This is a genomic window from Shewanella abyssi, from assembly GCF_023284025.1.
GTDB lineage: Bacteria > Pseudomonadota > Gammaproteobacteria > Enterobacterales > Shewanellaceae > Shewanella > Shewanella abyssi.
The window spans coordinates 1-24,564 of record NZ_JAKIKR010000062.1; the positions used below are offsets into that span (position 1 = coordinate 1).

At 45.1% G+C, this 24,564-nt stretch carries 25 protein-coding genes and 1 other RNA gene; 11 read left to right on the forward strand and 15 right to left on the reverse strand.

Features of this window, described 5'->3' with window-relative positions; translation table 11 throughout:
• Positions 1 to 594 precede the first annotated feature (594 nt).
• The 4 genes from L2755_RS19250 (at position 595) to L2755_RS19265 (ending at position 5,065) form a co-directional block, all read left to right on the forward strand.
• Complete coding sequence (locus L2755_RS19250; protein WP_248982298.1) at positions 595 to 1,599, forward strand: ABC transporter substrate-binding protein; 1,005 nt, start codon at positions 595 to 597, stop codon at positions 1,597 to 1,599.
• An 83-nt stretch (positions 1,600 to 1,682) separates the two neighbouring features.
• The gene (locus L2755_RS19255) at positions 1,683 to 2,582 is read left to right on the forward strand and encodes an ABC transporter permease (RefSeq protein WP_248982299.1); all 900 of its coding nucleotides are present in this window, start codon (positions 1,683 to 1,685) and stop codon (positions 2,580 to 2,582) included.
• Positions 2,575 to 3,813: a quaternary amine ABC transporter ATP-binding protein gene (locus L2755_RS19260; protein ID WP_248982300.1), complete on the forward strand. Its 1,239-nt coding sequence runs from the start codon at positions 2,575 to 2,577 to the stop codon at positions 3,811 to 3,813. The genes L2755_RS19255 and L2755_RS19260 overlap by 8 nt, the downstream gene beginning before the upstream one ends.
• Before the next feature lie 16 nt (positions 3,814 to 3,829).
• Entirely contained in the window at positions 3,830 to 5,065 is a 1,236-nt protein-coding gene (locus tag L2755_RS19265; protein WP_248982301.1) for an OprO/OprP family phosphate-selective porin, read from the forward strand.
• Between the two features lie 155 nt (positions 5,066 to 5,220).
• On the opposite strand, the gene rnpB is transcribed toward L2755_RS19265, so the two are convergent.
• Both rnpB and rsmI read right to left on the reverse strand, forming a co-directional pair.
• Positions 5,221 to 5,566: RNase P RNA component class A (gene rnpB, locus L2755_RS19270), an RNA gene on the reverse strand.
• Between the two features lie 72 nt (positions 5,567 to 5,638).
• Positions 5,639 to 6,481: a 16S rRNA (cytidine(1402)-2'-O)-methyltransferase gene (gene rsmI / locus L2755_RS19275; RefSeq protein ID WP_248982302.1), complete on the reverse strand. Its 843-nt coding sequence runs from the start codon at positions 6,479 to 6,481 to the stop codon at positions 5,639 to 5,641.
• Between the two features lie 102 nt (positions 6,482 to 6,583).
• Here rsmI and L2755_RS19280 point away from each other — a divergent pair, with 102 nt between their 5' ends.
• From L2755_RS19280 to dolP, 4 genes are all read left to right on the forward strand, one after another.
• The gene (locus L2755_RS19280) at positions 6,584 to 8,488 is read left to right on the forward strand and encodes a penicillin-binding protein activator (RefSeq protein WP_248982303.1); all 1,905 of its coding nucleotides are present in this window, start codon (positions 6,584 to 6,586) and stop codon (positions 8,486 to 8,488) included.
• An 87-nt stretch (positions 8,489 to 8,575) separates the two neighbouring features.
• A complete protein-coding gene (locus L2755_RS19285) occupies positions 8,576 to 8,917 on the forward strand; it encodes a YraN family protein (RefSeq protein WP_248982304.1) in 342 nt (113 codons plus the stop codon).
• 61 nt (positions 8,918 to 8,978) lie between these two features.
• Positions 8,979 to 9,572, forward strand: coding sequence for a phosphoheptose isomerase (locus L2755_RS19290; RefSeq protein WP_248982305.1), 594 nt, complete (start codon positions 8,979 to 8,981; stop codon positions 9,570 to 9,572).
• The gene (gene dolP, locus L2755_RS19295; protein ID WP_248982306.1) at positions 9,569 to 10,138 is read left to right on the forward strand and encodes a division/outer membrane stress-associated lipid-binding lipoprotein; all 570 of its coding nucleotides are present in this window, start codon (positions 9,569 to 9,571) and stop codon (positions 10,136 to 10,138) included. Before L2755_RS19290 ends, dolP begins: the two co-directional genes overlap by 4 nt.
• 30 nt (positions 10,139 to 10,168) lie before the next feature.
• On the opposite strand, the gene L2755_RS19300 is transcribed toward dolP, so the two are convergent.
• Positions 10,169 to 11,053 carry a DMT family transporter gene (locus L2755_RS19300; RefSeq protein ID WP_248982307.1) on the reverse strand — a complete coding sequence of 295 codons (885 nt, stop codon included), beginning with the start codon at positions 11,051 to 11,053 and terminating at the stop codon, positions 10,169 to 10,171.
• Positions 11,054 to 11,198: 145 nt separating this feature from the next.
• Between L2755_RS19300 and L2755_RS19305 the strand changes: the two genes are divergently transcribed.
• Positions 11,199 to 12,071 carry a LysR substrate-binding domain-containing protein gene (locus L2755_RS19305; RefSeq protein ID WP_248982308.1) on the forward strand — a complete coding sequence of 291 codons (873 nt, stop codon included), beginning with the start codon at positions 11,199 to 11,201 and terminating at the stop codon, positions 12,069 to 12,071.
• Between the two features lie 66 nt (positions 12,072 to 12,137).
• On the opposite strand, the gene trpS is transcribed toward L2755_RS19305, so the two are convergent.
• The 3 genes from trpS to rpe are packed head-to-tail and all read right to left on the reverse strand — an operon-like array spanning position 12,138 to position 14,520.
• The gene (gene trpS / locus L2755_RS19310; protein WP_248982309.1) at positions 12,138 to 13,139 is read right to left on the reverse strand and encodes a tryptophan--tRNA ligase; all 1,002 of its coding nucleotides are present in this window, start codon (positions 13,137 to 13,139) and stop codon (positions 12,138 to 12,140) included.
• A gap of 4 nt (positions 13,140 to 13,143) precedes the next feature.
• The gene (locus L2755_RS19315; protein WP_248982310.1) at positions 13,144 to 13,842 is read right to left on the reverse strand and encodes a phosphoglycolate phosphatase; all 699 of its coding nucleotides are present in this window, start codon (positions 13,840 to 13,842) and stop codon (positions 13,144 to 13,146) included.
• A gap of 3 nt (positions 13,843 to 13,845) precedes the next feature.
• Positions 13,846 to 14,520: a ribulose-phosphate 3-epimerase gene (rpe, locus tag L2755_RS19320; protein WP_248982311.1), complete on the reverse strand. Its 675-nt coding sequence runs from the start codon at positions 14,518 to 14,520 to the stop codon at positions 13,846 to 13,848.
• A 202-nt stretch (positions 14,521 to 14,722) separates the two neighbouring features.
• Here rpe and L2755_RS19325 point away from each other — a divergent pair, with 202 nt between their 5' ends.
• Both L2755_RS19325 and L2755_RS19330 read left to right on the forward strand, forming a co-directional pair.
• Positions 14,723 to 15,061, forward strand: a complete 339-nt coding sequence (locus L2755_RS19325; protein ID WP_248982312.1) for a hypothetical protein — start codon at positions 14,723 to 14,725, stop codon at positions 15,059 to 15,061.
• A gap of 8 nt (positions 15,062 to 15,069) precedes the next feature.
• Entirely contained in the window at positions 15,070 to 15,255 is a 186-nt protein-coding gene (locus tag L2755_RS19330) for a DUF2970 domain-containing protein (RefSeq protein WP_248982313.1), read from the forward strand.
• Here L2755_RS19330 and L2755_RS19335 read toward each other — a convergent pair.
• The 9 genes from L2755_RS19335 to L2755_RS19375 form a co-directional block, all read right to left on the reverse strand.
• Positions 15,252 to 16,091 (reverse strand): Dam family site-specific DNA-(adenine-N6)-methyltransferase, encoded by an 840-nt coding sequence (locus L2755_RS19335; protein ID WP_248982314.1) that lies wholly within the window; start codon positions 16,089 to 16,091, stop codon positions 15,252 to 15,254. The genes L2755_RS19330 and L2755_RS19335 overlap by 4 nt on opposite strands.
• Before the next feature lie 48 nt (positions 16,092 to 16,139).
• Positions 16,140 to 17,564 carry an AAA family ATPase gene (locus tag L2755_RS19340; RefSeq protein WP_248982315.1) on the reverse strand — a complete coding sequence of 475 codons (1,425 nt, stop codon included), beginning with the start codon at positions 17,562 to 17,564 and terminating at the stop codon, positions 16,140 to 16,142.
• Between the two features lie 148 nt (positions 17,565 to 17,712).
• Positions 17,713 to 18,792 carry a 3-dehydroquinate synthase gene (gene aroB, locus L2755_RS19345; protein ID WP_248982316.1) on the reverse strand — a complete coding sequence of 360 codons (1,080 nt, stop codon included), beginning with the start codon at positions 18,790 to 18,792 and terminating at the stop codon, positions 17,713 to 17,715.
• 3 nt (positions 18,793 to 18,795) lie between these two features.
• Positions 18,796 to 19,311: a shikimate kinase AroK gene (gene aroK / locus L2755_RS19350; RefSeq protein ID WP_248982317.1), complete on the reverse strand. Its 516-nt coding sequence runs from the start codon at positions 19,309 to 19,311 to the stop codon at positions 18,796 to 18,798.
• 215 nt (positions 19,312 to 19,526) lie between these two features.
• Complete coding sequence (locus tag L2755_RS19355) at positions 19,527 to 21,593, reverse strand: type IV pilus secretin PilQ (RefSeq protein ID WP_248982318.1); 2,067 nt, start codon at positions 21,591 to 21,593, stop codon at positions 19,527 to 19,529.
• Positions 21,594 to 21,595: 2 nt separating this feature from the next.
• Positions 21,596 to 22,117: a pilus assembly protein PilP gene (locus tag L2755_RS19360; RefSeq protein WP_248982319.1), complete on the reverse strand. Its 522-nt coding sequence runs from the start codon at positions 22,115 to 22,117 to the stop codon at positions 21,596 to 21,598.
• Positions 22,114 to 22,728 (reverse strand): type IV pilus inner membrane component PilO, encoded by a 615-nt coding sequence (locus L2755_RS19365; protein WP_248982320.1) that lies wholly within the window; start codon positions 22,726 to 22,728, stop codon positions 22,114 to 22,116. The genes L2755_RS19360 and L2755_RS19365 overlap by 4 nt, the downstream gene beginning before the upstream one ends.
• Entirely contained in the window at positions 22,725 to 23,306 is a 582-nt protein-coding gene (locus L2755_RS19370) for a PilN domain-containing protein (protein ID WP_248982321.1), read from the reverse strand. Before L2755_RS19370 ends, L2755_RS19365 begins: the two co-directional genes overlap by 4 nt.
• Positions 23,294 to 24,373 (reverse strand): pilus assembly protein PilM, encoded by a 1,080-nt coding sequence (locus L2755_RS19375; protein WP_248982322.1) that lies wholly within the window; start codon positions 24,371 to 24,373, stop codon positions 23,294 to 23,296. The genes L2755_RS19370 and L2755_RS19375 overlap by 13 nt, the downstream gene beginning before the upstream one ends.
• Positions 24,374 to 24,564: the final 191 nt, after the last annotated feature.

Consider the following 24,564-nt stretch of genomic DNA (forward strand, 5'->3'; position numbering starts at 1 on the left):
ACTTAATCGAAATAATATAGTCACCACGACTCAAATCGAAGTTACATAAGTAATTGTAAAAATTGGTAATATAGTATCAGTAGTCATATTGTCTCTATATTTGAGACAATATGACTACTGATACTATATTACCAATTTTTACAATTACTTATGTAACTTCGATTTGAGTCGTGGTGACTATATTATTTCGATTAAGTCTACGGCGACGGGCAGGGATCATGCGATAGCGCCGAGAATGAGGTACTCCACCTGCTGGCATTTAGCCTAATGGACTGCGAGTAAAAACGGCATCTTCATCGCTCGGTTACTGCTATGTGTAAACCACAATTAGCACCTATAATTGATTCGAGCTCTAACTATTCTAATCAAATGTACATTGATAGAGATCACAAGCTAGGACGGGAAAACTGTTAAGCCGATGCCAGTCGTGTTAATTTAATTCGTTCATTTCCTTATGCCAACCACACTTTCGGTAATAAAGTTGTCATGGCGTCGTTACCCGCAACAATCGAAGCACTGCCTCTAGTTTGAACTCTAACAATTGTTAGAAAAGGCACGTGCACAAAAATCTTTAATCTCACATACGGAGTTTTTATGAAACGTATACTTATGATTGGTACTCTGCTGCTTAGCAGTGCCGCTCATCAAGCCCTTGCCGAAGAGCAATGCGGCAAAGTCACTATCGCTGATATGAATTGGAGCTCAGCTTCATTAATCGCTAACGTCGACCGTTTTATCCTCGAGCATGGCTATGGCTGTGACGCCGAGTTGATCCCCGGCGATACTATGCCGACCAGCACCTCAATGATTGAAAAAGGTGAGCCAGACATCGCGCCAGAGATCTGGACCAATACCGTCAAAGAGCTTATCGAACAAGCCGTTACTGACAAACGCTTGGCTATCGCAGGCCATTCACTCTCCGATGGTGGTGAAGAAGGCTTTTGGGTACCGCAATATATGGTCGACAAAGACCCAAGCCTGAAAACGATTGCAGGCGTTATCGCCAACGTTAACACCTTTAAGAACCCTGAAGATCCTGATCGTGGTGCCTTCTATGGTTGCCCTGCGGGCTGGGGCTGTCAGCTTTCGGCCGAAAATCTATATCGCGCACTAAAACTCAGTGATGCCGGCTTTGATCTTATCGATCCAGGTTCAGGAGCGGGTCTTTCAGGCTCTATCGCCCGTGCCTACGAGCGTGGAAAACCTTGGTTTGGTTATTACTGGGCACCGACCTCAGTTTTGGGCAAGTACAAAATGTCCAAAGTCGACTTTGGTACAGGTATTGATGAAGATCATTTCCGCGACTGTATCTCTCAAGCTGAGTGCGCCGAGCCAAAGGTCACCATGTACCCCACTTCAGTCGTACAAACGGTCACTACAATGGCTTTCGCTGAAAAATCAACAGTTCAGTTTGAGTACCTTGGTAAACGCTCTATCACCAATGCACAGATGAACAGCCTTCTAGCCTGGATGGAAGACAATCAAGCGGATGGCAATATTGCCGCCGAGTACTTCCTCCTAAACCATCAAGACATTTGGCTTACTTGGGTTCCGGCTGACGTCGCCGCAAAGGTGAAATCCGCACTAGCAGATCTATAAGTCACGCCATAATGCGAGGCCTACAAAGCCTCGCTATTTTGCTCCCTGTCTACATTATTCATATAAAAAATAAAGAGGTAGAAATGGCTGACTTTTCTTGGCTCAGCAAATTCCCTAAGATGGACCGTGCCACCTTAGTGGAAATCCGCAAATATTTGGATGGCACCTTTCGGGATTTTTCCCGCGAATATGGCGATCTCATCGAGTCTTTTTTCGATCCACTGCTCAGCTTTCTTATCTGGTTTGAAAAGCTATTAGTACAATCACCCTGGTGGGCGGTACTGCTGTCGATTACGGCATTGGTTTACGCCGCCAGTCGTTCATGGAAATTGTCCTTAGGCGTGGTGGTTTCCTTCCTGCTGATTGGCTATTTCGGTATGTGGGAAGATACCATGCGTACCCTAAGCATCATTACCGTATGTACGCTAGTGGCCATCGTACTAGGCGTACCTATTGGTATCTTAATGGCGCGCAGTAATCGAACCCAAGCCGTGGTAACGCCAATTCTGGATGTGATGCAAACCATGCCCGCTTTCGTCTACCTGATCCCCGTGGTCATGTTGCTTGGCATTGGCAAGGTGCCCGGCGTTATCGCCGTGGTCATTTATGCTATTCCGCCCGTTATTCGATTGACTAACCTGGGGATCCGTCTGGTCGACAAAGAGGTACTTGAAGCCGCTACCGCCTATGGTGCTAACCCAATGCAACGCCTATTGGGGGTGCAGTTACCACTGGCCTCACCCACCATAATGGCGGGTATTAACCAGACCATTATGATGGCGTTAGGCATGGTCGTTATCGCGTCAATGATTGGCGTTACAGGACTAGGTCAACCGGTACTCAGGTCGATCACCAACCAATACTTCACCCTCGGACTGTTTAACGGTTTAGCCATTGTTGCCCTAGCCATCATTTTCGATAGAGCCTCTCAAGCCTACGCCAAACGCTCGCAACAACATACCCGGAGTGGACATCATGAATAACGACTCGCTTAAAGAGCCACTCATCCAAATTAGAGATCTGTATAAGGTCTTTGGCAAAAAGCCAAACAAGGTTATGCCTTTAGTAAAAGAAGGCTTATCTAAGGATGACATCTTAGCTAAAACCGGTCATACAGTCGGCCTTAAAGCCATTAATCTCGATATTCATAAGGGCGAAATCTTTGTGATTATGGGGCTGTCGGGTTCAGGTAAATCAACGTTAATTCGTCATTTCAATCGATTAATTGATCCTACCGAAGGGCAAATCCTGGTTGAAGGCATCGATGTGATGCAGCTTAATACCAAAGAGTTGGAGCAATTTCGTCGTAATAAAATGGCCATGGTATTCCAACGTTTTGGCTTAATGCCCCATAAAAATGTGCTAGAGAATGTGGCTTACGGCCTCAGTGTACAAGGGGTAGACAAAGCCATTAGAAATGCCAAAGCCAAAGAATGGCTTGAGACCGTCGGCCTGAGCGGGTATGAAGCGCAGTACCCTGCACAGCTTTCTGGTGGTCAGCAACAACGTGTTGGCCTAGCAAGAGCCTTGTGTACCGATGCCGAAATCCTACTGATGGATGAAGCTTTCTCCGCGCTCGATCCATTGATACGCAGTGAGATGCAGGACCAACTGATTGAGCTGCAAAAAAAGCTCCACAAAACCATTATCTTTATTACCCACGATCTCGATGAAGCGCTGCGCATTGGCGACCGAATCGCGATCCTCAAAGATGGCAATCTGGTTCAAGTAGGACAGCCGGTGGATATCTTGCTCAACCCTGCCGACGATTATGTTGAGGCCTTCGTCAAAGACGTCAACCGTCCACGCGCCTTAACCGTCGAAACAGTGATGAAGCCACCCGCATATCGCCTTACCGCCGAAACCATCGGTGAAGCGCTCAAACAAATGAAGCGTATTCCGGCTAACTATGCCTATTACGTTACTGATGAAGGTTTCCAAGGCGTTGTGTGCCAAGAAGCATTGGAAGATGCGGTAAAAACAGATAAAGATGCGCTGATGGAAGACTTCAAAGTCGAAGAGATGAGCCCAATATCACAAGATGCGCTGCTCGAAAGTATTATTCCGGCCACCATGGAATCAGACTTTCCACTGCCGGTTGTCGATTCAGAGGGTGACTTGCAAGGAGAGCTTTCGCGAACTCACCTAGCAGGTGTGCTATCTGACTTCTACACTGATGATGCCGACAACAGCGACTCACAAAAATTAAACTAAAAAACAAGGATAAATGATGATCCGTTATACACTTGCAGCTTCCTGTATCGCCCTTGCATTAGCTGCTAATGCAAATGCCACCCCGGTAGACGAAGAGCTAGAAGCGCTAAAAGCCCGAATCGAGCAACTGGAATCCCAACAGCAGAAAGAATCTGAGCCGCTCGTCGTCGAAGAGAAGAAAAAAGACAACGCCGTCAAGTTTGGCGGTGCCGTTCGTGTCAATTACTCCTATGAAGATTTTGACGATGATAATGCTGACCGTGGTGGTGATTTTGACTTCGACGTATTCCGCATCGACGTTTCAGGCAGTTACGAAGACTTGAGCTACTCAGCCCAGTATCGCTGGTTCGAATACATGAATGTGATCCAGCACGCATGGATTGGTTACAATTTTACCGAACAACAGCAGGGTAAAGTGGGTGTGACTCAAGTACCTTTCGGTATTCTAACTTACGCATCAAATAGCTACTTCTTCAGCTCTAACTTCTATTTAGGCTTGGAAGATGACTACGATATGGGCCTAAATTACACCTACACTGGTGATAAGAACCGCCTCGATCTCGCCTTCTACAAGAATGATGAGCAAGGTGGCCTTGATGGCTATGTCTCAGACCGTACCGATCGTTATGCTTACGATGTTGTCGGTATTCGTTTAGCGGGCGAAGATGCCTACGCCGCCCCAACTGACGGCTACGAAGCCGCAGAACTAAACACCTTCAACGCGCGTTATGCCCATAACTTCGCCTTCAATGATGTTGCCGTTGAGCTCGGTGCATCTGTTCAAGCTGGCCAGCTTGAAATTGCCAACGGTACCGATGGCGACAACGTTGCAGCAGCAATCCACGGCGTAGTTAACTACGACCGCTGGAATGTTAAATTGCAAATGACCGATTACAAGTATGACGTTGATGGCATGGATGTTGAGCGCATTGTGGTAGCCGCTTACCACTTCTATGACTCTATTCCAGCAGAAGCGACGACCTACATCGCCAACGTTGCATACAGCCTACCTGTTGATATTGGGCCAATATCAAACCTAACCTTCTATAACGACTACTCAGTCGTTACCGATAAGTCTGCGGATCTAGATGATACCTTTATGAACGTGACAGGCATGGCGATTACTGCTGGCGGACTCTATACCTACGTCGACTTTGTTGTCGGCAAGAACCAACCCTTTATCGGCGGCACTATGGTCGGTGATGGTGATACCAACAAGCGTTTTAATATTAACTTCGGTTACTATTTCTAAATTGGTCATTGCTAGCAGTTAAGCATAACTCTGCTTAACTGATAACAAAAAAAGCCCGCTTGTCCTAAGACTAGCGGGCTTTTTTATTCGGTAGCTGTTATCGAAGAGCTAGAAAAACAAAAGGCCTCACATTGCTGTGAGGCCTTTTGCTTGAATGGGTGAGTTGGCCGATAAGCCGGGTCCTGTCGTGGACAGTTATTCATCTAGGCCTGCAATCGCTCACAGGCTCAAGCGACCTACCCGGTCCCAACGCGAGCAGCGCCATACGGGACCCTATTTGGTCTTGCTTCGGGTAGAGTTTACCTTGCTACGAACTATTACTAGCCGCACGGTGCGCTCTTACCGCACCCTTTCACCCTTACCAGCCCTAAAGCTGGCGGTCTCCTCTCTGCTGCACTTGTCGTCGGTTCACACCGCCCAGGCGTTACCTGGTACCCTGCTCTTTGAAGCCCGGACTTTCCTCCCCGCTCTATTGAGCGCGGCAACTGTCTAGCCAACTCGGCGCGGATTATAGCCTAAGCTCAAGCAACAAACCAAGGACTTTCACCTTTGATGCTTACGATTAAAGCGATATTAGAGGCCGATCGCTAATCCGTGCTTATAAAGTGCGTTCTTTTTAATGCCGTAGATCTGCCCAGCAATGGCTGACGCCTTCTTTAATGGCAGCTCTTCACACAATAACTTTAGCGTTTCAATCACCACGGTAGAGAACTCTGACTCTTCATCACTGCGGTAGCCATGACACATCAGCACGATTTCGCCGCGCTGCTGGTTTGGATCATCTTTTACTGTTTGCAGTACTTCTGCAACCGTCCCCGATAGGAAGGTCTCAAAGGTCTTGGTCACTTCCCGTGCCATCACGATTTCGCGATCTTCACCGAGTGCAGCTGCAATCGACTCTAAACTGTGGATAATGCGGTGTGGTGACTCATAAAAAATCAGTGTACGCGGATCTTCTTTTAGTGCCGTGAGCTTATCTAGACGACCTTTTTCTTTTGAGGGTAAAAAACCTTCAAAAGTGAAACGGTCTGAGGGTAAACCTGATGCACTCAATGCGGTAATGGCGGCGCAAGGGCCTGGCAGTGGGATCACATTAAAGCCCGCTGCACGTACTTGCTTCACCAGGTGGTACCCTGGATCGGAGATCAGTGGCGTGCCCGCATCAGAGATAAGTGCGACTGACTCACCATAACCCAACTTTTGAATGATCCACTGCGCTCTATCGCGTTCGTTATGATCGTGCAGCGCGGTTTTACGCGTTTCAATACCAAAGTGACTCAATAACTTACCACTATGACGTGTATCTTCGCAGGCGATGAGCGACACTTGCTTAAGCACCTCAATTGCACGGCTACTGATATCCCCTAAATTCCCGATTGGCGTGGGAACAATGTAAAGCGCGACCGACAGGTCCATATCTACCTCTGTATTGACTTATGGCAAGAGTTTTTAACAAGACTTTCGCCAAGCGTAAGAGCAGGTTAAACTATTGACAGCATCTTACCAGAGTGAAGACCTGTGTTAAAAAGACTGAATTCAACTAAATTTATCTCAATCGTGATTTTATCTGCAGTTTTATTCGGTTGTGGAACTCCTACAACTCCCGTAAAGACTGAAAAGACACAAGTTTCTTTGTCTGCAGTGACAATGGCGTCATCACAGTACTTGGCGCTGGCGGCCAACGAAAAAAACCGTGAAACCCGTGATAAGTATGTTTTATTGGCAGCCCATGCACTTCTCAATGAAGGCAATCCCAACGCTGCAGACAAAACATTAACGTCTATTGCGCAAGATATGACGCAAAAGCCTGAACTGCTAGCGGAGCACAAATATCTCAGCGCACGTGTTTTAGAGGTGATTTCAACCTATGACCATGCACTGAAAACACTCGACTACCCTAGTACTTGGACATTGCCAAATTGGCAGTGGGTAAGCTATTACCAGTTTAAGGCTCGCCTCTATCAACATATCAACCAGCCAATAGAGCAAGTAAGACAGCTAAGCTTATTGACTCAGTATTTACCTGCTACGCAGGCTTTTGAGGTCAATGATAAAATCTGGCGCTCCTTGCAGCCCATTAGCGAAAAAACGCTACTTAGTTTTCGTGATGACCGTAGTAACCCCACTTTTCAAGGCTGGGTACAATTAGCCTATATCGCTAAACATTACGCCATTAATCCCAATGATCTTGTGCGCCAACTCGGCAGCTGGCAACAGCTTAATCCCAATCATCCGGCGGCTGCCAAGCTACCCACAGATCTAGAAAAAGCCCTTAATACCAAGCCCTATCAACCTAAAAACATAGCGGTACTGTTACCACTCACGGGCCCGAGGGCTGTTGTGGCGAACACCGTTAAGCAAGGCATTATTGCCAATTACATGGCGACTGGCGACGACAGTGTTGCAATTAACTTTTTTGATACCGCACTTGGGGCACAACTTGCCTATCAACAGGCGGTAACGGCTGGGGCTGAGTTTATTATTGGGCCGTTATTGCAGTCAGAGGTGGAGCAGTTACAAAATATGGATAGCGCTCTAGCTACAACAGAGCAACGGGGATCAGGCACCACAGCAACCCGAGCGATCACACCGACGACAACTGCAGCTCCTGTTGCGACAAAGAGTATCCCGCAGCTGTATTTAAACCATATCGATAATTTTACGCCGCAAGATGACAAATTTTTCTTTGCACTATCACCAACAGATGAGGCGATTGATGCCGCGCAACGACTCTATAACGACGGCATAGAGCAACCATTATTGCTCGTGAGTAACGATGCAGTCGGCCACCGCATGGCAGAGAGTTTTAGCGATGCTTGGCAGCAATTGACCAAAAAGCCCGCCGAAATTCATTACTATGATGGTGGCGACAAAATGAAGGTCACGGTACAAAAGGCATTGGGTGTTATCGACAGTAAAGAGCGCATTGCCCGCATTAAAGCGATTTTAACCCCCAAGATAGAGGCTGATTTCCGCTCTCGCCGTGATATCGACGCTATTTATATGATCTCGGCTAGCCGAGATCTATTGTTATTAAAACCGTTTATTGACGTCAACTTCAGCGTCTTTGCACAGCCGGTGCCACTTTACACCACCAGCCGCAGCCGAATTGAAAGCAATACCCGTGCAACGGCAACCGAATTAAATCACCTCACTATTAGCGACATTCCCTGGTTAATCAGCCCGAATACAGAAACCCGTATGGTGAACGAGTTATGGCCTCAATGGAGTAACAGTCGTAAACGCTTATACATTATGGGCTATGACGCACTCGATTTAGTCGGTAAACTTGCACAGATGCGCGCACTGCCCGGCTACCAGTTTTCTGGCCGTAGCGGCATACTGTCAGTTCAAGCCGATGGTACAATTAACCGTCAATTGAGCTGGGGTCGCTACCAACGAGGGAACTTGCGCCCGCTTTAAGCAAACATTTAAACTGATATGTAAATGTTTAACGCTCGATGACGACTTAACGTTATATTCAAATACCGCCACAAGGATGCAGCGAATTTGAAAGAGAAAACAGCAGTTAAAGGACAGGCCGCAGAAATTGCTGCGCGGCAATATTTGGAACAACATGGACTTAAGTTTGTCGAACAAAACGTGCGCTATCGTTTTGGTGAAATCGACATTATTATGCGCGACGGTAAAGATTGGGTATTCATCGAGGTTAAGTATCGCACTCATACCCAATACGGCGGCGCAGTTAACGCATTGAGCGTTGCTCAAACTCGGCGCTTAAGAAAAGCCGCCAGCCATTACATACAATTGAACCGAATCGACGCTATCTGCCGATTCGATGTTATCGCCGCCGATCCCTCTGGCATACAATGGATCCGCGACGCTTTTTAAACCGATTTAATTTAAATTTGCGCGTTTGCTAAAACGCTATTTACAGACATAAGGTAACTCCATGTTAGAGCGCATTAAAGACAGCTTTACTGAATCTATTCAAACCAAAATTGATGCTTCTGAAGCATTGCCAGAGTCCATTGCCAAAGCGGCAGAGATGATGGTGCATTGTTTGTTAAACGGCAATAAGATCTTAGCTTGTGGTAATGGCGGTAGCGCCGGTGATGCGCAGCATTTTTCTGCCGAGTTATTGAATCGCTATGAAATAGAACGTCCACCTTTACCTGCTATCGCACTGAGCTGTGACACATCAACGATTACCGCGATTGCGAACGACTACAGCTATGATGAAATTTTCTCCAAACAAATCATGGCACTCGGTCAGCCAGGTGATATATTGCTCGCCATTTCAACCAGTGGTAACTCTGGTAACGTGATTAAAGCGATGGAAGCTGCACTTAGCCGCGATATGACCATAGTGTCGTTAACCGGTAAAGACGGTGGCGCAATGGCTGGGCTATTAAGTGTCAACGACGTTGAGATCCGCGTACCGTCAAAAGTGACTGCCCGGATCCAAGAAGTACACCTACTGGCGATTCACTGCTTGTGTGACAACATTGACCGCACCTTATTCCCCCAGGACGAACCTGCATGATAAAACTGCTACCGTTAATTGCCATACTGCTCATGCTACAAGGCTGTGCGGGCGCAGTAATGGTGGGGGCAGTTGGTGGCGCGATGATGGTCAATGATGAGCGCAGTTTTCAAACTCAGCTTGATGACACTAACGCCAATTTCAACATCTCTAGTGCGCTATCATCTCATGATGATCTCAAAAACCAAGCCAATGTCACGGCTGTGGTGATGAACTCGAATGTGTTGATGATAGGCCAAGCGCCCAACTCAATGCTAAGAGATAAGGCGATTCGCACCGTGCAACAGCTTAAGATTGGCGGCAAGATCCATAATCAAATTCGGATCGGCAACCCCACCTCCTTTACCACTCGTAGTAACGACACTTGGATAACCACCAAGGTAAAAAGTCGCATGCTCAGTGAAGATAATCTCGATGTCACCAACATTAAAGTGGTCACTGAGAATGGTGAGGTATTTCTCATTGGTTTAGTTGAGCGCCAGCAAGCCGATCTTGCGGTGGACGTTGCCCGCAATACAGCCGGCGTGCGCAAAGTGATTAAGGTATTTGAGTACACCGACTCCTAACCTTAATCAATTCAGCGACTATTTAAGAGATCATCGCGCATTGTGCTCGATGATTTTTTTTGCGTTACTGTTCACTACTTTATGGCTTACCCAAGGAATGATCAACGACGGCAATACAATAAAAGCTACGCCGACCCAGCTTAATGCATCCAGCCACTCCTCAAATAACAACCAACCGAAGAACACACAAAATAGTAGTCCAGCGTACTCCGCAATCGCTATCTGGCTCGCTTGTGCACGTCGATAAGCCAACACACAAAACCAATGATAGGCCAACAAAAAGCCACTGCTTAAGCCAGCTATGGCCACTAACGACCAACTTAGCCCCTCTAACCCTTGCACAGCAACCATCACTATCACTAGCGGGATACTCAGCGCGTTATAGAGCATCAATGTCACCCTTGGATCTTCTGTATCCGGCAACTTGCGCAATGCCAGCTGATTGATCGCAAAGGTAGATGCCGAAATAAGTACCGCAACCCCAAACCAATTTAGCTCACTCGGCCTCAATAGAATTAAGATGCCAATAAATCCGAGGAGGGTTGCCAGCCATTGCTGTGGGCTCACCCTCTCTTTCAAAAACACGCACCCCAACAACACTATGATCAGCGGCGCCGAGAAAAATAGCGAACTCACCGTCGCTATGGGTAGCGCCATCAAGCCCATAATGAGGCATATAGCGCCCATAGCACCGCTGTTAGCCCTAAAAAGGTGTAACTTGAGGCAAGAGGTCGTTGGACGACGAGCGATAAACCATAACGGTAGTAACATCAATACCGACAGCACTTGCCGCAATAACAAAAAAGTAGCCGCGTTACTGCCCTCTGGCATCCATTTGATCGACACATCGTACAGCGCACTAAAAAGATTGCCGAACAGCAGCAATCCAATGCCAATCATGACATTTGATCTCATCTTTACTTCCACCCGCTAACTCTATATTTGCGGATGATATAGCGCTTAAATCACCACATGAAATGATGTTTTTTACTCAAACATGAATTAAACTAATACCATGAACAAGATCACTTATTTAACTCATACTATCTAAGATCAAATAATGCGCAAACTACCACCACTAAGAGCCTTACAAGTGTTCGAAGCTGCAGCAAGGCAAATACATTTTTCCAAAGCTGCCAGTGAGCTATGCATAACTCAAAGCGCCGTTTCACATCAAGTAAGGCTATTGGAGGAGCACTTTGGTGAGCGATTATTTACCCGGGAGGGACGCCAACTACGCTTAACGGCCAAAGGCCAACATCTGTACCAGTCATTGGAGCGCATCTTTAATGAACTCAGCGATCTCAGTATGCAGATTAGCGGCGATAGCAATGATCAACTACGACTGGCGGTTTATAGCTCATTTGCCATAAAGTGGTTAATCCCTAGGTTGAGCAGTTTTAGAAGGCAACATCCTGAAATTAAAATCCGCCTCGATATGATCGCAGACGACCCAGAACTTAGTGATGGTGTGGCTGATATGTTTATTACCGGCCAGAGCGGACAGCCTGGTTACTATCATCAGTTGCTACATAAAGAACGCTTAGTGCCGGTGATCAGCCCCAGCTTGCTGACACCCGACTACCTACCGATGGATGAGTTAAGCTCACACCCTTTACTCACGGTCGATGAAGGGCCTTTAGGGCTAGACTGGGACCGTTGGTTTGTCGCCAATGATATGATTTTGCCGTCAGAGCAGCAGCAACATATCTTTAGCCATGTATTACTGGCCATTGAAGCCGCGATTGCAGGCCAAGGAATAGCGCTGGCTTCTGATTTTATGGTACAGGCTGATATTGAAAAATCGCTGTTAGTGGAGTTAGCGCTACCCGACATATTGACGGGGTTTGAATTCTATTTCAGCTGTAAGCAGCGCCGCCTAAAAGAACCAGCAATTGATGCATTTGTGAAATGGCTTAGTCAGCAATCCTAACCCACAAAAAAAGCCAGCGTATTACGCTGGCTTTTTATCACAATGACTAATTTAAATTACTGATAACTAGACGATCAGGCCGATTTTTTCGTACACCTGCTTTATCGTCACTTCAGCACGGGCTTTCGCTTTTTCTGCACCCGCTTTAAAGACTGAATCGAGATAAGCTTCGTCGGCTCTAAATTTTTTGAAGCGAGCTTGTAGTGGTTCAAGCATAGCGACAACGGCTTCGCCAGTGGCGACCTTTAAGTGGCCATACATCTTGCCTTCAAAGTCTTTCTCAATGGCTGCTAATGATTGACCGTTACAGCCAGACATTAAGCTCATTAAGTTAGACACACCCGGCTTTTCTTCAACATCAAAGCGTACCACAGGTGGCTCTTGCCCATCGGTCATCGCCTTTTTGATCTTCTTCATAATCGCTTTAGGATCATCAAGTAAACCAATGACATTGTTACGGTTATCATCGGACTTAGACATTTTCTTTGTCGGGTCTTGCAGTGACATCACCTTGGCACCCATCTCAGGGATAAATGGCTCTGGTACCACAAATGTTTCACCGTAAGCATTGTTGAAGCGAGTCGCAATATCGCGCGTTAGCTCTAAATGCTGTTTCTGATCTTGGCCAACAGGCACTTCATTGGTTTGATATAGCAGAATATCGGCAGCCATAAGAACTGGATAACCGAACAAGCCAACATTGATATTGTTCGCATGTTTTTGCGACTTATCTTTAAACTGCGTCATACGGTTAAGCTCACCCATCTGGGTGTAACAGTTCAATGCCCAGCTAAGCTGTGTGTGCTGTGGTACTTGAGACTGTAAAAATACGGTGCTCTTATCAGGGTCGATACCGCAAGCAAGGTAGATAGCTAAGGTATCTAAACAGGCTTCGCGTAACTTGGCCGGATCCTGCCTTACGGTAATCGCATGCAAATCAACAACACAATAAATACAGTCGTGAGTGTCTTGTAAAGCAACCCACTGACGTAGTGCACCCATGTAATTACCAATACTCAGCTCACCAGATGGTTGAGCACCACTAAACACGATAGGTTTTGCAGTCATTCTTTTATTGCTCCATTGATTCAGCGCTGATATTTAATAGCGCTGAAATTTCATTAAATTGTTCACATACCGCAGCAGGGCTGCTCAGCCCAATATCTTCACCGTAGTTGTAGCCATAGGTCAAGCCTATTGACGCAATCCCGGCAGCTTTTGCGGCTAATATGTCATTTTTCGAGTCACCAACCATTAAGAGCTGTGCGGGCTCAAGTTGCCATTGCTGCAATATATGCGTTAACGGCATAGGGTCTGGTTTCATTTTTGACAATGAATCTCCACCCAAAACTATGGAAAAGTAACTGTCTAGCTTAAACGCTTCAAGCAGGGGCACCGTAAATTCATAAGGCTTATTGGTGACGATCGCCAGCGGATAACCCGCAGCATAAAGCTGCTTTACCACTAACTCGACATTGTCATATAAGCGACTATGTTGCTGCAGATTTTGCTGATAGAAATGCATAAACCTTGGCATACAGGCCGCGAGTTTTTCATCATTTACATCAACATCCAGCGCAAAACAGAGTGCTCGACGCATCAGCATTTCGGCGCCATTACCGACCCAGCTACGCACTTGATCTTGAGTACACAAAGGTAAACCCAGCTCCTGCAGCGTGGCATTGGTCGCCGCAGCAAGATCAGGCACGCTATCAATGAGCGTCCCATCTAAGTCAAATGCTACCGCTTTAATTTGACTAAAGTCTGCCATCAGTTAAGCCTCAATACTCGCCAATTCAGTACGCATTTGGTCGATAACTACTTTATAGTCAGGCTTATTGAAAATAGCCGAACCGGCGACAAACATATCCGCCCCCGCTGCAGCAATTTCAGCGATGTTGTCGACCTTAACGCCGCCATCGACTTGCAGGCGAATATCATAGCCACTGTCATCAATCAACTTACGCACTTGGCGTAGCTTATCTAAGGTTGACGGAATAAACGACTGGCCACCAAAACCTGGGTTAACCGACATCAATAGGATGACATCGAGCTTATCCATGACATGATCTAAGTAATGTAGCGGCGTTCCAGGATTAAACACCAGACCCGCTTTACAACCTGATTCTTTGATCAACTGCAAGCTACGATCTAAATGCTCACTGGCTTCAGGATGGAAAGTAATAATTGAAGCACCCGCTTCTGCAAAATCAGGAATTAGGCTATCGACCGGTTTAACCATTAAGTGCACGTCGATATCAGCCGTTACGCCATAATCGCGCAACGCTTTGCAGACCATAGGTCCAATCGTTAAATTTGGCACATAGTGGTTATCCATTACATCAAAATGAACAACATCGGCCCCCGCGTTCAATACCGCGTCAACGTCTTCACCGAGACGAGCGAAATCTGCTGATAAAATAGAAGGAGCAATCAAAAATGGACGCATAACAAACCCACCAGTATGTTTAAGAAGTGCACTATTCTACCTTTTGCAGCCCAAGCGCTCTATACCTGCAAGCCAATTTAGCGAAATTGGTGTGCTAAAAAATTTCATCGCCACGGCAAAACTGAATTTATATGTAAAATATGTTTAAAATATAACCGTGTTTGCTATAATGTTTTGACTGCATGGAATATAGGAGGACGGCATGAAAGGATTACTCAAGAAAACAGCAACATTTAGAGCGACTGTTGCTCTTGCTGTCGTTACTGCTGCGGTTGGAACCATTAGCTTAACATCTCAATCTTCCGAATCGGCCTCTAGCGCTGCTTGTGTGTGTGACACGACAACCAGTAGCTACAATTCAGGCCTACCCGCGAGTCACCCAAGTAATCGCTGCGCATCTCAATCTAATGATTTGAGTTGGAAAAGTTGGTTATCGGGTAAAAGTCAGACCAATCAATTACATTTCATCGATCTATTGGAACTGCTCTATGGCCACCAAAGTGCACCAATGAGCAATAGTTCACCGATGAAGGGCGAATAAAGAGTCCTATGCTAAAACAATGGTGGCAAGTGCTATTGAGTACTTTAGCTGCCTTTATTGGCGTACAAACAGAGCAAAACCGACTTAAAGACTTTCAAACATCCTCGCCAGTCCCTTTTATTGTAATGGGTATTCTGCTCGCTATCGCGTTTGTATTAGGCCTGCTATTGATCGTCAGCCAAGTTGTAGGTTAATCATTCTCGCTGTGATACGAATCATCGTATAACGCCATCAGCTCATCCACTTTCTTACGACTACTGCCCTTTTGGCTAATATTGCGCTGCACTTTAATCGAGTCAAACGTCGCACCGTGATAAAGCTCTCTGGTCAGTGGAATATCATGATTACTGATCAGCACCGGAATACCACGTTCGATGGCCGTATGGCGTGACTTTCTTGCCAACAGCGCTTGGTCATCTAATGAAAAACCTGAACCGACATAGGTGGTAAAACTGGCTGTTGATGACAATGGCGCATAAGGCGGATCGCAGTAAACCACATCACCATTTTCGGTCATATCGATAGCTTGCTCGTAACCAATACAGCGAAATTCTGCACATTGAGCTTTTATTGAAAATGCACGAATTTCGTTTTCTGGAAAGTATGGCTTTTTATAGGAACCAAATGGCACATTAAAGCCGCCTTTACGGTTATAACGACATAAGCCATTAAAGCCATGTCGGTTCATATACAGAAAATAAACAGAACGTTTGAAAGGATCTTTAGTCTCGTTAAAGCTGGTGCGAACCTTATAGTAGGCTTCCTTTTGATTCATCTCTGGGACGAATAGTGCCTTAGCCGCCTTAATGTACTTTTCAGGATCGGACTGCACTATCTTATACAAGTTAATCAAGTCTTGATTAATGTCGCACAGTAAATAGCGGCCATAGTCAGTGTTGAGGAACACAGAACCTGCACCCACAAAAGGCTCAACGAGTCTATCACCTTGCGGCAGGTGCCCTTTTAGAAACTCAATCAGTTTAAATTTACCGCCAGCCCACTTTAAGAAGGCCCTTTGTTTTTTAATCATTTAAATTGATTGAATCTAAGAAAAAGACAGCTGGTGATTGTACTATGTTTATTGTTTAATTTCACGAGTTGCAAGCCTATCTTGTAACTCATATTGAGTAAGATCTTGCCACTTTCTTATCCAAGGCGCAGAAATTTTCGAGTTTGCTGTTAATTTCAACGATTGCTCTCGCGCTTGCTTTAGCGAGCCAAACTCCCCCATAAAGACAACCCAGCGGTTTTTATAGCGTGCGACCTTTACGCCCTTTTCTGCTTTTACACTGTCTAACATCCTTGCTAATGAATCTAACCGCTTAACACTGGCTAATTGTAAGGTGTAGCCTTGAATAGGCATTTGCACTTTGGCTACCATTTTTTCATCATTAACATTATCAGAGCTTGTATTAGACTTGGCTGAAAATGTTTCAATGTGAGTTGCCGTTAAAGGTTCGGTGACCTCAGTGGTAACTTGCGCAACGTCCTCAAATGAATCATCAAGCTGCTGCAATTGCTGACGGTCTAACTGAACAGGCTCTACTCGCAATTTGTCATCAACCGCGTCAGTCAAAAAATTCTGCCGAGTTTTAGGCTCATTTTGCTGCACGGCGATAGACTGAGGCACTAGATATCCTGCCAAAAGCTGTTCACCGTAGTCAGCCAAAAAGGGGGAGTTCAATACTGGTTTTCCAGCAAAAATGACCGCACTAGCTTGCTCTACAGCCTGTTCCTCGGCATCCATTAACAGCCAAGCAAGTAATGTTATCGTTAAAAGAACGAACGCCCCAATGATAAAGAGCTTGGCTTTAGATTTTTCGACAGGCTCTTCAGCCCCGCCATTTAGTGCCAATTCAAGTAAGGTTACCACCTCTTTCGGGCTGCCGTTTTGCGCCTCTAATCTATCTTTTACGATATCTCTCGGCGTAAAAGGCTGCGCCTCACTACGGCTCAATAATGTGTAATAGAGCCCTTCTCTTTCGACGCAATCGATAGGTTCAATATCTAATGGAAGTAGCAGCTGACGCTGCTCGACAGGTAACTGCTGTAAAACATCATTTAAAAAATCAACTGGTGATGTCATGGTCACGTTGACCGTTTTGCCAGCAAAAGACATCTGACTCAATACAATACATTCGGCCCAGATCTCTAACGGTATATAGTGAGCATCATCGAGTACGATACAACTTGCTGAAGGCAATGCAGAAGAGGATCTCAACATGGTTTCAGGTAGCGGAAGCTCATCGTCAAAAACAGGATCTGTGAGTAGTTGTACCAGTATTTTGCGTCTAATTTCAGCACTGTCACAATGTTTAGGACAAATGACCAGTGCAGAGCTAAAGCCTTCAAGCTCACTTAGCAGCGCAGTGACAAGCGTGGTTTTACCTGCACCGTCTTCACCGGTGAGAACAATAAGCTGCTGACCATACAAGCTTATATGCTGTAGTCGATTTAGCAGTGCTTCTTGGCTAGGCAGTAAGATCGAACCTGTTAAGGACATTTAGGTCAGCGCTCCCACAAGAGAAAGCTCAATGCATGGCTGAAAATGACGCAGCAAAAATGGCCTATGTTTGATAAACATAGGATCTTTACCCGTTATAAAATTTGGAGGACTAAATTTAGCTTTCACCGAATACCTGCTGCATAGTTTATGCGCAGTCGATAACCTCTTGAAGTAGCTCGTCAGTAACATTGCTATAGATGCCCGCCAGGCCTAAGCCTTCGGGTAACACTAATCGCAATTGTCCTTTAAGTACTTTCTTATCTCGGCGCATATGTTTAATGAATTGTTCAAACTTCATTGTTTCTGGTGCTGTAATGGGCAGATCAAATGCGTTAAATAGTGCCGTAATACGACAAACAATTGACTCATCTACTAATCCCAGCTTATATGAAGTCATTGCAGCAAGGACTGTGCCAGCAGAAACTGCTTCGCCATGTAACCACACGCCGTAGCCCATTTCAGCTTCAATAGCATGTCCAAAAGTATGTCCAAGATTAAGCAGCGCTCTTACCGCTTGTTCGGTTTCATCCTTTTCAACTACATCAGCTTTGATTTCACAGCAACGTCCAATCGCATACTCAAGCGCCTGAGTATCCAGCGCTTTCAATGCATCAACATTGTTTTCCAACCAATTGAAAAGCTCACCATCCCACATAATGCCGTACTTGATCACCTCTGCCATACCAGCAGCAAATTCTCTTTTTGGTAATGTGTTTAAGCAGTCAGTATCAATCAAAACATATTTCGGCTGATAAAAAGCACCGATCATATTCTTACCCAAAGGGTGATTGACTGCTGTTTTTCCACCTACTGATGAATCTACTTGAGACAACAGTGTGGTAGGGAATTGGATAAAGTCGATACCGCGCTGATAACTAGCCGCAGCAAATCCTGTCATATCTCCAATTACGCCTCCGCCCAATGCAATAAGTACCGTATCACGGCCCAAATTTTGTTGTAGCAAAGAGGTGAAAATTGAATCCATTTGGCTCAGCGTTTTATATTGCTCGCCATCAGGTAAAATCACGGGAGTAACGCAGCTGAAATCGGACAGCATGGCTTGTACTTTTTCAAGGTACAGTGGCGCTATCGTTTCATTGGTGACAATGAGGATATTTCTGTCTTTAAGATAGCGAGCCAAAGGCTCGCCATTACTTAACAAATTCTGGCCGATTACGATTGGGTAACTACGTTCACCGAGTTCAACCAGAACCTGTTTAGTCATATCTTAAAAACCTAATTGCTCAATTATTTGGTTTGCAACTACTTTCGCGCTTTGCTCATCGGTTTTAACGATAATATCAGCGATCTCTTCATAAAGAGGGTTACGCGCCTCGGCTAAAGTTTCTAGCACTTGTCTTGGATCATCTACTTGAAGTAGTGGACGACGCTTATCTCTTTGCGTGCGCGCTACTTGTTTGTCGATTGTGGTCTCGAGGTAGACAACAATCCCACGAGCAGAAAGATTATTACGGATCTCTTTGCTCTGAATTGAACCACCACCAGTTGCTAACACGATACCTTGCTTCTCGGTTAAATCAGCAACAACTTGTGTTTCGCGAACGCGGAAGCCCTCTTCGCCTTCGACATCAAAAACCCACGCAATATCAGCGCCTGTACGGCTTTCAATTTCTTGATCTGAATCGTGGAACTCTAAGTGCAGCATCTGTGCCAGATGACGGCCTATAGTGCTTTTACCAGCCCCCATAGGTCCTACTAGGAAAATATTACGTTTTTCGGCCATTGCGATATATGTCTGAATCTTATTTGAAGTTTGCCTACGCCAACCCGAAAACGAGAGTTGACCTTAAATGTTACCTTGCTCTATTGAGACTTGACCGCTGATTATCTCAGCTAACCGCTATTGATGGCAAGCGAAGTAACACATTTCTATCAAAAATCTATTTCATCTTGTAAAAAGCCAGCGTTAAACACTGGCTTTTTATTGGTTTATTGCGATTATAGTGATTCGGAAATAATTTTAGGGGTCACAAAGATAAGCAGCTCTTGTCGCTCATTCTTATCCGATGTACTTCTAAACATAAATCCAAGGTAGGGGATGTCACCCAAAATAGGAACTTTACTGACACGACTAATCAATTGTTGTTGATATATACCGCCCAATACAATCGTCTCACCGTGATCCACCAGCACTTGTGTACCAATACGCTGTGTATCGATAGATACCGCTTCTCCCGTTGGCGTGGCAACCACTTTACCTTGCGAGTCTTGGGTTATTTCTAGATCAAGGATCACGCGGTTATCAGGGGTGATCTGCGGTGTCACTCTAAGCGATAACACTGCTTTTTTGAAAGTCACCGTTGTAGCACCACTGGAGCTAGCTTCTACATAAGGGATCTCAACACCCTGTTCAATGTACGCCGACTTTTGATTTGAAGTGGTAATGCGTGGGCTTGCAATAATCTCACCCTTATTTTCTTGCTCAAGCGCACTCAACTCAAGATCAAGTACCGTACCGTCGGCAAGCTTGGCAACAGAAAAAGCAATACTGGTCGCATTAGCGGCCGCCGCTGGCAGATTAACGTTCAATCTATTGTCTAGACTCGGAATGATGCCATTAGCAATGCTATTCGCGCCCTCTAGACTCCCCGACGTTCCTTTGGTACCTTGCTGGTCTGTTATCCCCCAACGTACACCTAAGTCCTCTGCTACGTCGTCTTTAACCGTAACCATTCGCGCTTCAATTAATACCTGTTTAATCGGAATATCAAGCACTTCAATTAAGCGATGGACGCTTTCCAATATCTCTTCAGTATCTTTAACTAATAACGTATTGGTACGTTCATCCACAGCAACACTGCCGCGAGTCGATAATAGGCTTGAATCCTCACCTTTTAGTAAGGCTGCAATATCAACGGCTTTAGCGTAGTTAATTTGCAAAAACTCAGAATATAGAGGCGCCAACTCTTTAGCTTCTTGCAAATTTTTAAGCTCTTGGCTCTCTCTTATTGCTATCTCTTCACTAGGCGCAATCATCAAGATATTGCCTTCAATACGCTTATCCAATCCTTTGGTTTGCAAAATAAGATCAAGCGCCTGATCCCAGGGTACATCGTCGAGTCGCAGTGTTATATCACCTTCAACAGTATCGCTGACGACCAGATTGAAATCGTTATAATCAGCAATGATCTGCAAAACGGTTCTAACGGACATATTTTGGAAATTTAAAGAGAGTGAGCGACCGTCATATTTTTTTTCTTCTTTGACAATATCAAGGCGCTTTGCCTTTTTTATACTCAGCATAAATAAACGACCATCTTGTTGGTAGTCATACTCATACATACCTTCTATATCAATTAGAAAGCGGCTAGTGAGTTCCTCTTTAAAGGTTTCAAAACTCTTAACTGGCGTTGCAAAATCATAAACATCCATCACGTAAAGTAGCTCAGAACGAATATCGGTGTTATACAGTTTAAGCTCAAGTTTAGCGCCTACTTGCTCCACATTTGCCGCGACAGAGTCGTTTTCGAGCTTGATCAGTAATTGACCACCACCCTCTGATGTACGTTTAAAGTCGATACTTTCAATTCCGTTTGTAAATGGATTACTCGCTGTATCATGACGATTCATCACCTCATCATTGATAGTCAGTCTATAAGTATTGCCGACGATTCGTCCTTGGTAAGCTTTAACACTTTCTAGCCCAACAAACACTTGCAGGCTCGCACCGCTTTGTACTGTACTGACCGTTTCAACACCCACGATGTCGATAGGAAGCGTTTGTTTTTCAAGTGCAGAAAGGCTATCGGCAAAGCCTAAGATTATCTGTGCTGGATTAGCATTCAGTTCAATTTCGGGTGCCTCAATATCATGCTCGAAAACCAACTGTAATTCTAATTGGTGATCAACTACCGCATGATATTTGACATCGATTAATTTATTCGCCGCATTCGCTAGCGGAGCCATTCCCAATAGGAGCGCAAGGCTAAAACTAACCTTGATTAAAGACGCGGCCATTGCGAAGGCACGCTGGGTGATAGACAGTCTCATGATCCCCTCAGTCATACTTATTGTTCTCCTGTTAGTTCCATGCTGCTATTTCGTTCTGTCCAGCAGCCTGAACCATCTGGAATTAACTCTATAATGTCGATTGTTTGCGGCGTTACTTTGGCGATTTTACCATGGTAAAGCCCTAGATATTGGCCAGTTCCCAAGCGATAAACGCTGCCATCACTTGTTTCAAGCAGAGCCCAAATAGTATCAACGTCACTCAAGGTGCCACGCATTTTCAAATTATCCAGCGCGTATGTTTCTAATCGCCCTTTGCGGCGTTTAAGATCAGGTTGTAAGCAGTCCTTGGTGGTATCAATAACCTCTTCGGTCAACTCTCTAGACGGAGGAATGTAAGGGCTACGTATAAGGTCTGCTTGATAAGCGAAATGTTTAAACTTGGGCGTTTCTTTTAAAGGTTTGATATGTGCAACATGCTGCGCTTTGGTCGTCGTGACAAATAGCTCAAGATCACGTCTGTCCCCAACACAGCCTGAAAGTAGCGTTACCGCAAAAATTACCGGTAATATTTTCGTCATTTAGCTGATCCCTTTGCTGCTGGCAATTCAGTGCCCTCTTTAAAGCGATAAGTCTTGGCTAAAATATCCATGGCCAGTGAGCCACTGTCATCTCGCTTAATCACGAAATCATGCAAGCTAACAATACGCGGTAACTTTGCTACACCACTAACAAGGTGACCAAGCTGATGATAATCTCCGCTGACGGCGATGTTGATCGGGAACTCGATATAAAACTCTCTAATTATTTCTGAGTCCCAATCTAAACTGTTAATTTTAAGCCCTGCATCAGTCGCAACAAAAGTAACATCATCGAGTAAACCTGGCATTTCGTTTTGCGACGGTAGCATCTTTAACAGCTCGGAAAACTGCAATTCCATCAAGGCTAACTGCTCTCGATACAGCTTGAGGTTGGCGGCTAATTGATATTTTGATTTAAAATCTGTTTTGAACTGCTGCTCTTTTTGCTGTTCGGCATTTAATGCATCTATCGCATCCGCTACAAACAAAAAATAACTCGCAACGAATACGCAAATAGCCAGCAGTGCCGCAAACACGATTTTAACCAATTTAGGCCAAGCGCCAATATTCTCAAAATCGATATCGTTAAATTGACTTAGGTCGAGATTCATTGACTCGCTCCTTTTGTCATGGTCAGATCTGCCATTTCACTATCTGCGATGGTCACTCGAAGCGTAAATCGTTGCAGTTGTCTTAGCTCTGCATTTTGAGCAACGATAGATTGCATATTAGGATCTTGCAGCCAAGCAGAGGTCTTAACCTTGCGCATCATATTGGCGACATTATTGTTAGACTCACTGCGCCCTTCTATCCATAACATACTGCCTTTTTTCTCTATGCTGGAAAGATAGATCCCTGCAGGCACAATACGCACTAGCTCATCTAGAACATGTGTCGGCAAATTTCTAGATTGCTGCAGCCCTAAAATGATTTCGGTACGACGCTCAATGTCCTTCTTACGCGTTCTAATTACCGTAATTTCGGCGATTTGCGCTTCAAGCAATTGAATTTCAGATTGTAAATAGCCGTTACGCCCTTTTTGATCATCCGATATTACATCAATCGCCATAAGAGATAGATAAACGATAAGGCCTGAGACTAAGAAAACCAGTGCAAGTACACCGGTGTAATCTCTTTTTTGTTTTTCTCTCGCATCTTCACGCCAGGGTAAGAGGTTTATGTTCGCCATTCAGCATAACTCCTTAACGCCAGTCCACATGCCAACATGTATTTACCAATGTCTGGCTGGAGTTTTTGCCTAACGGCGTCATCGGCATGCAAGCACCCTTTAAAAGGATCGCCGACAATGGTATTAACACCTAACTCATTGATCATTAGGTTAGTCATACCTTCAAGCCTAGCAGTGCCACCACAGAGTACAATGTGGTCCACTCTGTCTTTACCACTAGAAGTGCAGTAAATCTGTAGGGTACGTTTGATCTGCTGCAGTAGCTGAGTTTGAAAAGGAGATAACACTTCAAACATATAGTTTCGTGGAAGCTCACCCGCTAACTTAGCTTTTTCAGCCTGCTCATAGGTCATACCGTAGAAAGAGAGAATTGATTGGGTAAATTGCTCTCCACCAAATGCCTGCTCTCTAACAAAGGTGGTCTCACCATTTTCAACTACTGAAAAAGTCGTAATACTGGCGCCAATATCGACCAGTGCGATAATTTTGCTTGCTGCACCTTCGGGCAATTGCGCCGAAATCATTTCAAATGCACGGCCCAATGCATATCCTTCGACATCAACAACTTTGACCTCGAGGTTAACGTCATCCAACGCATCGATACGACTATCAATATTTTCAGAGCGACAAGCACTCAGTAACACATCCACTTTGCTAGGATCGGTTTTATTAGCACTGAGGGTTTCAAAATCGATATTTACTTCATCAAGCGAATAAGGGATAAGATTGTCAGCTTCAATTTCTATTTGAGCCTCCATCTCCTCTTCACTCAGAGAGGCATCCATATAGATGACTTTAGTCATTACGGCGGAGCCGGATACCGCAACGGCTGCAAATTTGGTGGTTTTAGGAAGTGTACGCTTAACTTGCTTTAACGCCTCGACAACGGCTTCACTGTCTCGAATTTCATGATCATTGACAGCCCCTTTCTTCAGCGGGATCGCAGCATGGCTTAATATTTTATACCCATCAGCAGTCTTACTCAGCAGTATTGCTTTAACTTCATGGGAGCCAATATCAATCCCAACCATCTGCGGAGCCTGACGCTTCCATATATTCGAAAGCATAGTCCAACGTCACTTTTTTTTGTTATTTTCAAAAATAGATTAGCACACAATCTACGCGTTATAGCTATTTGTACAAAATGTTTCTAGATTTTACAATTGCCATTTTATTGACTTTTAATAACTACTTATATCCCTCCGTGACGCGTCAAACTAAAAACACAGTTCATTTTTAGCCTCTACACTAGTTTTAA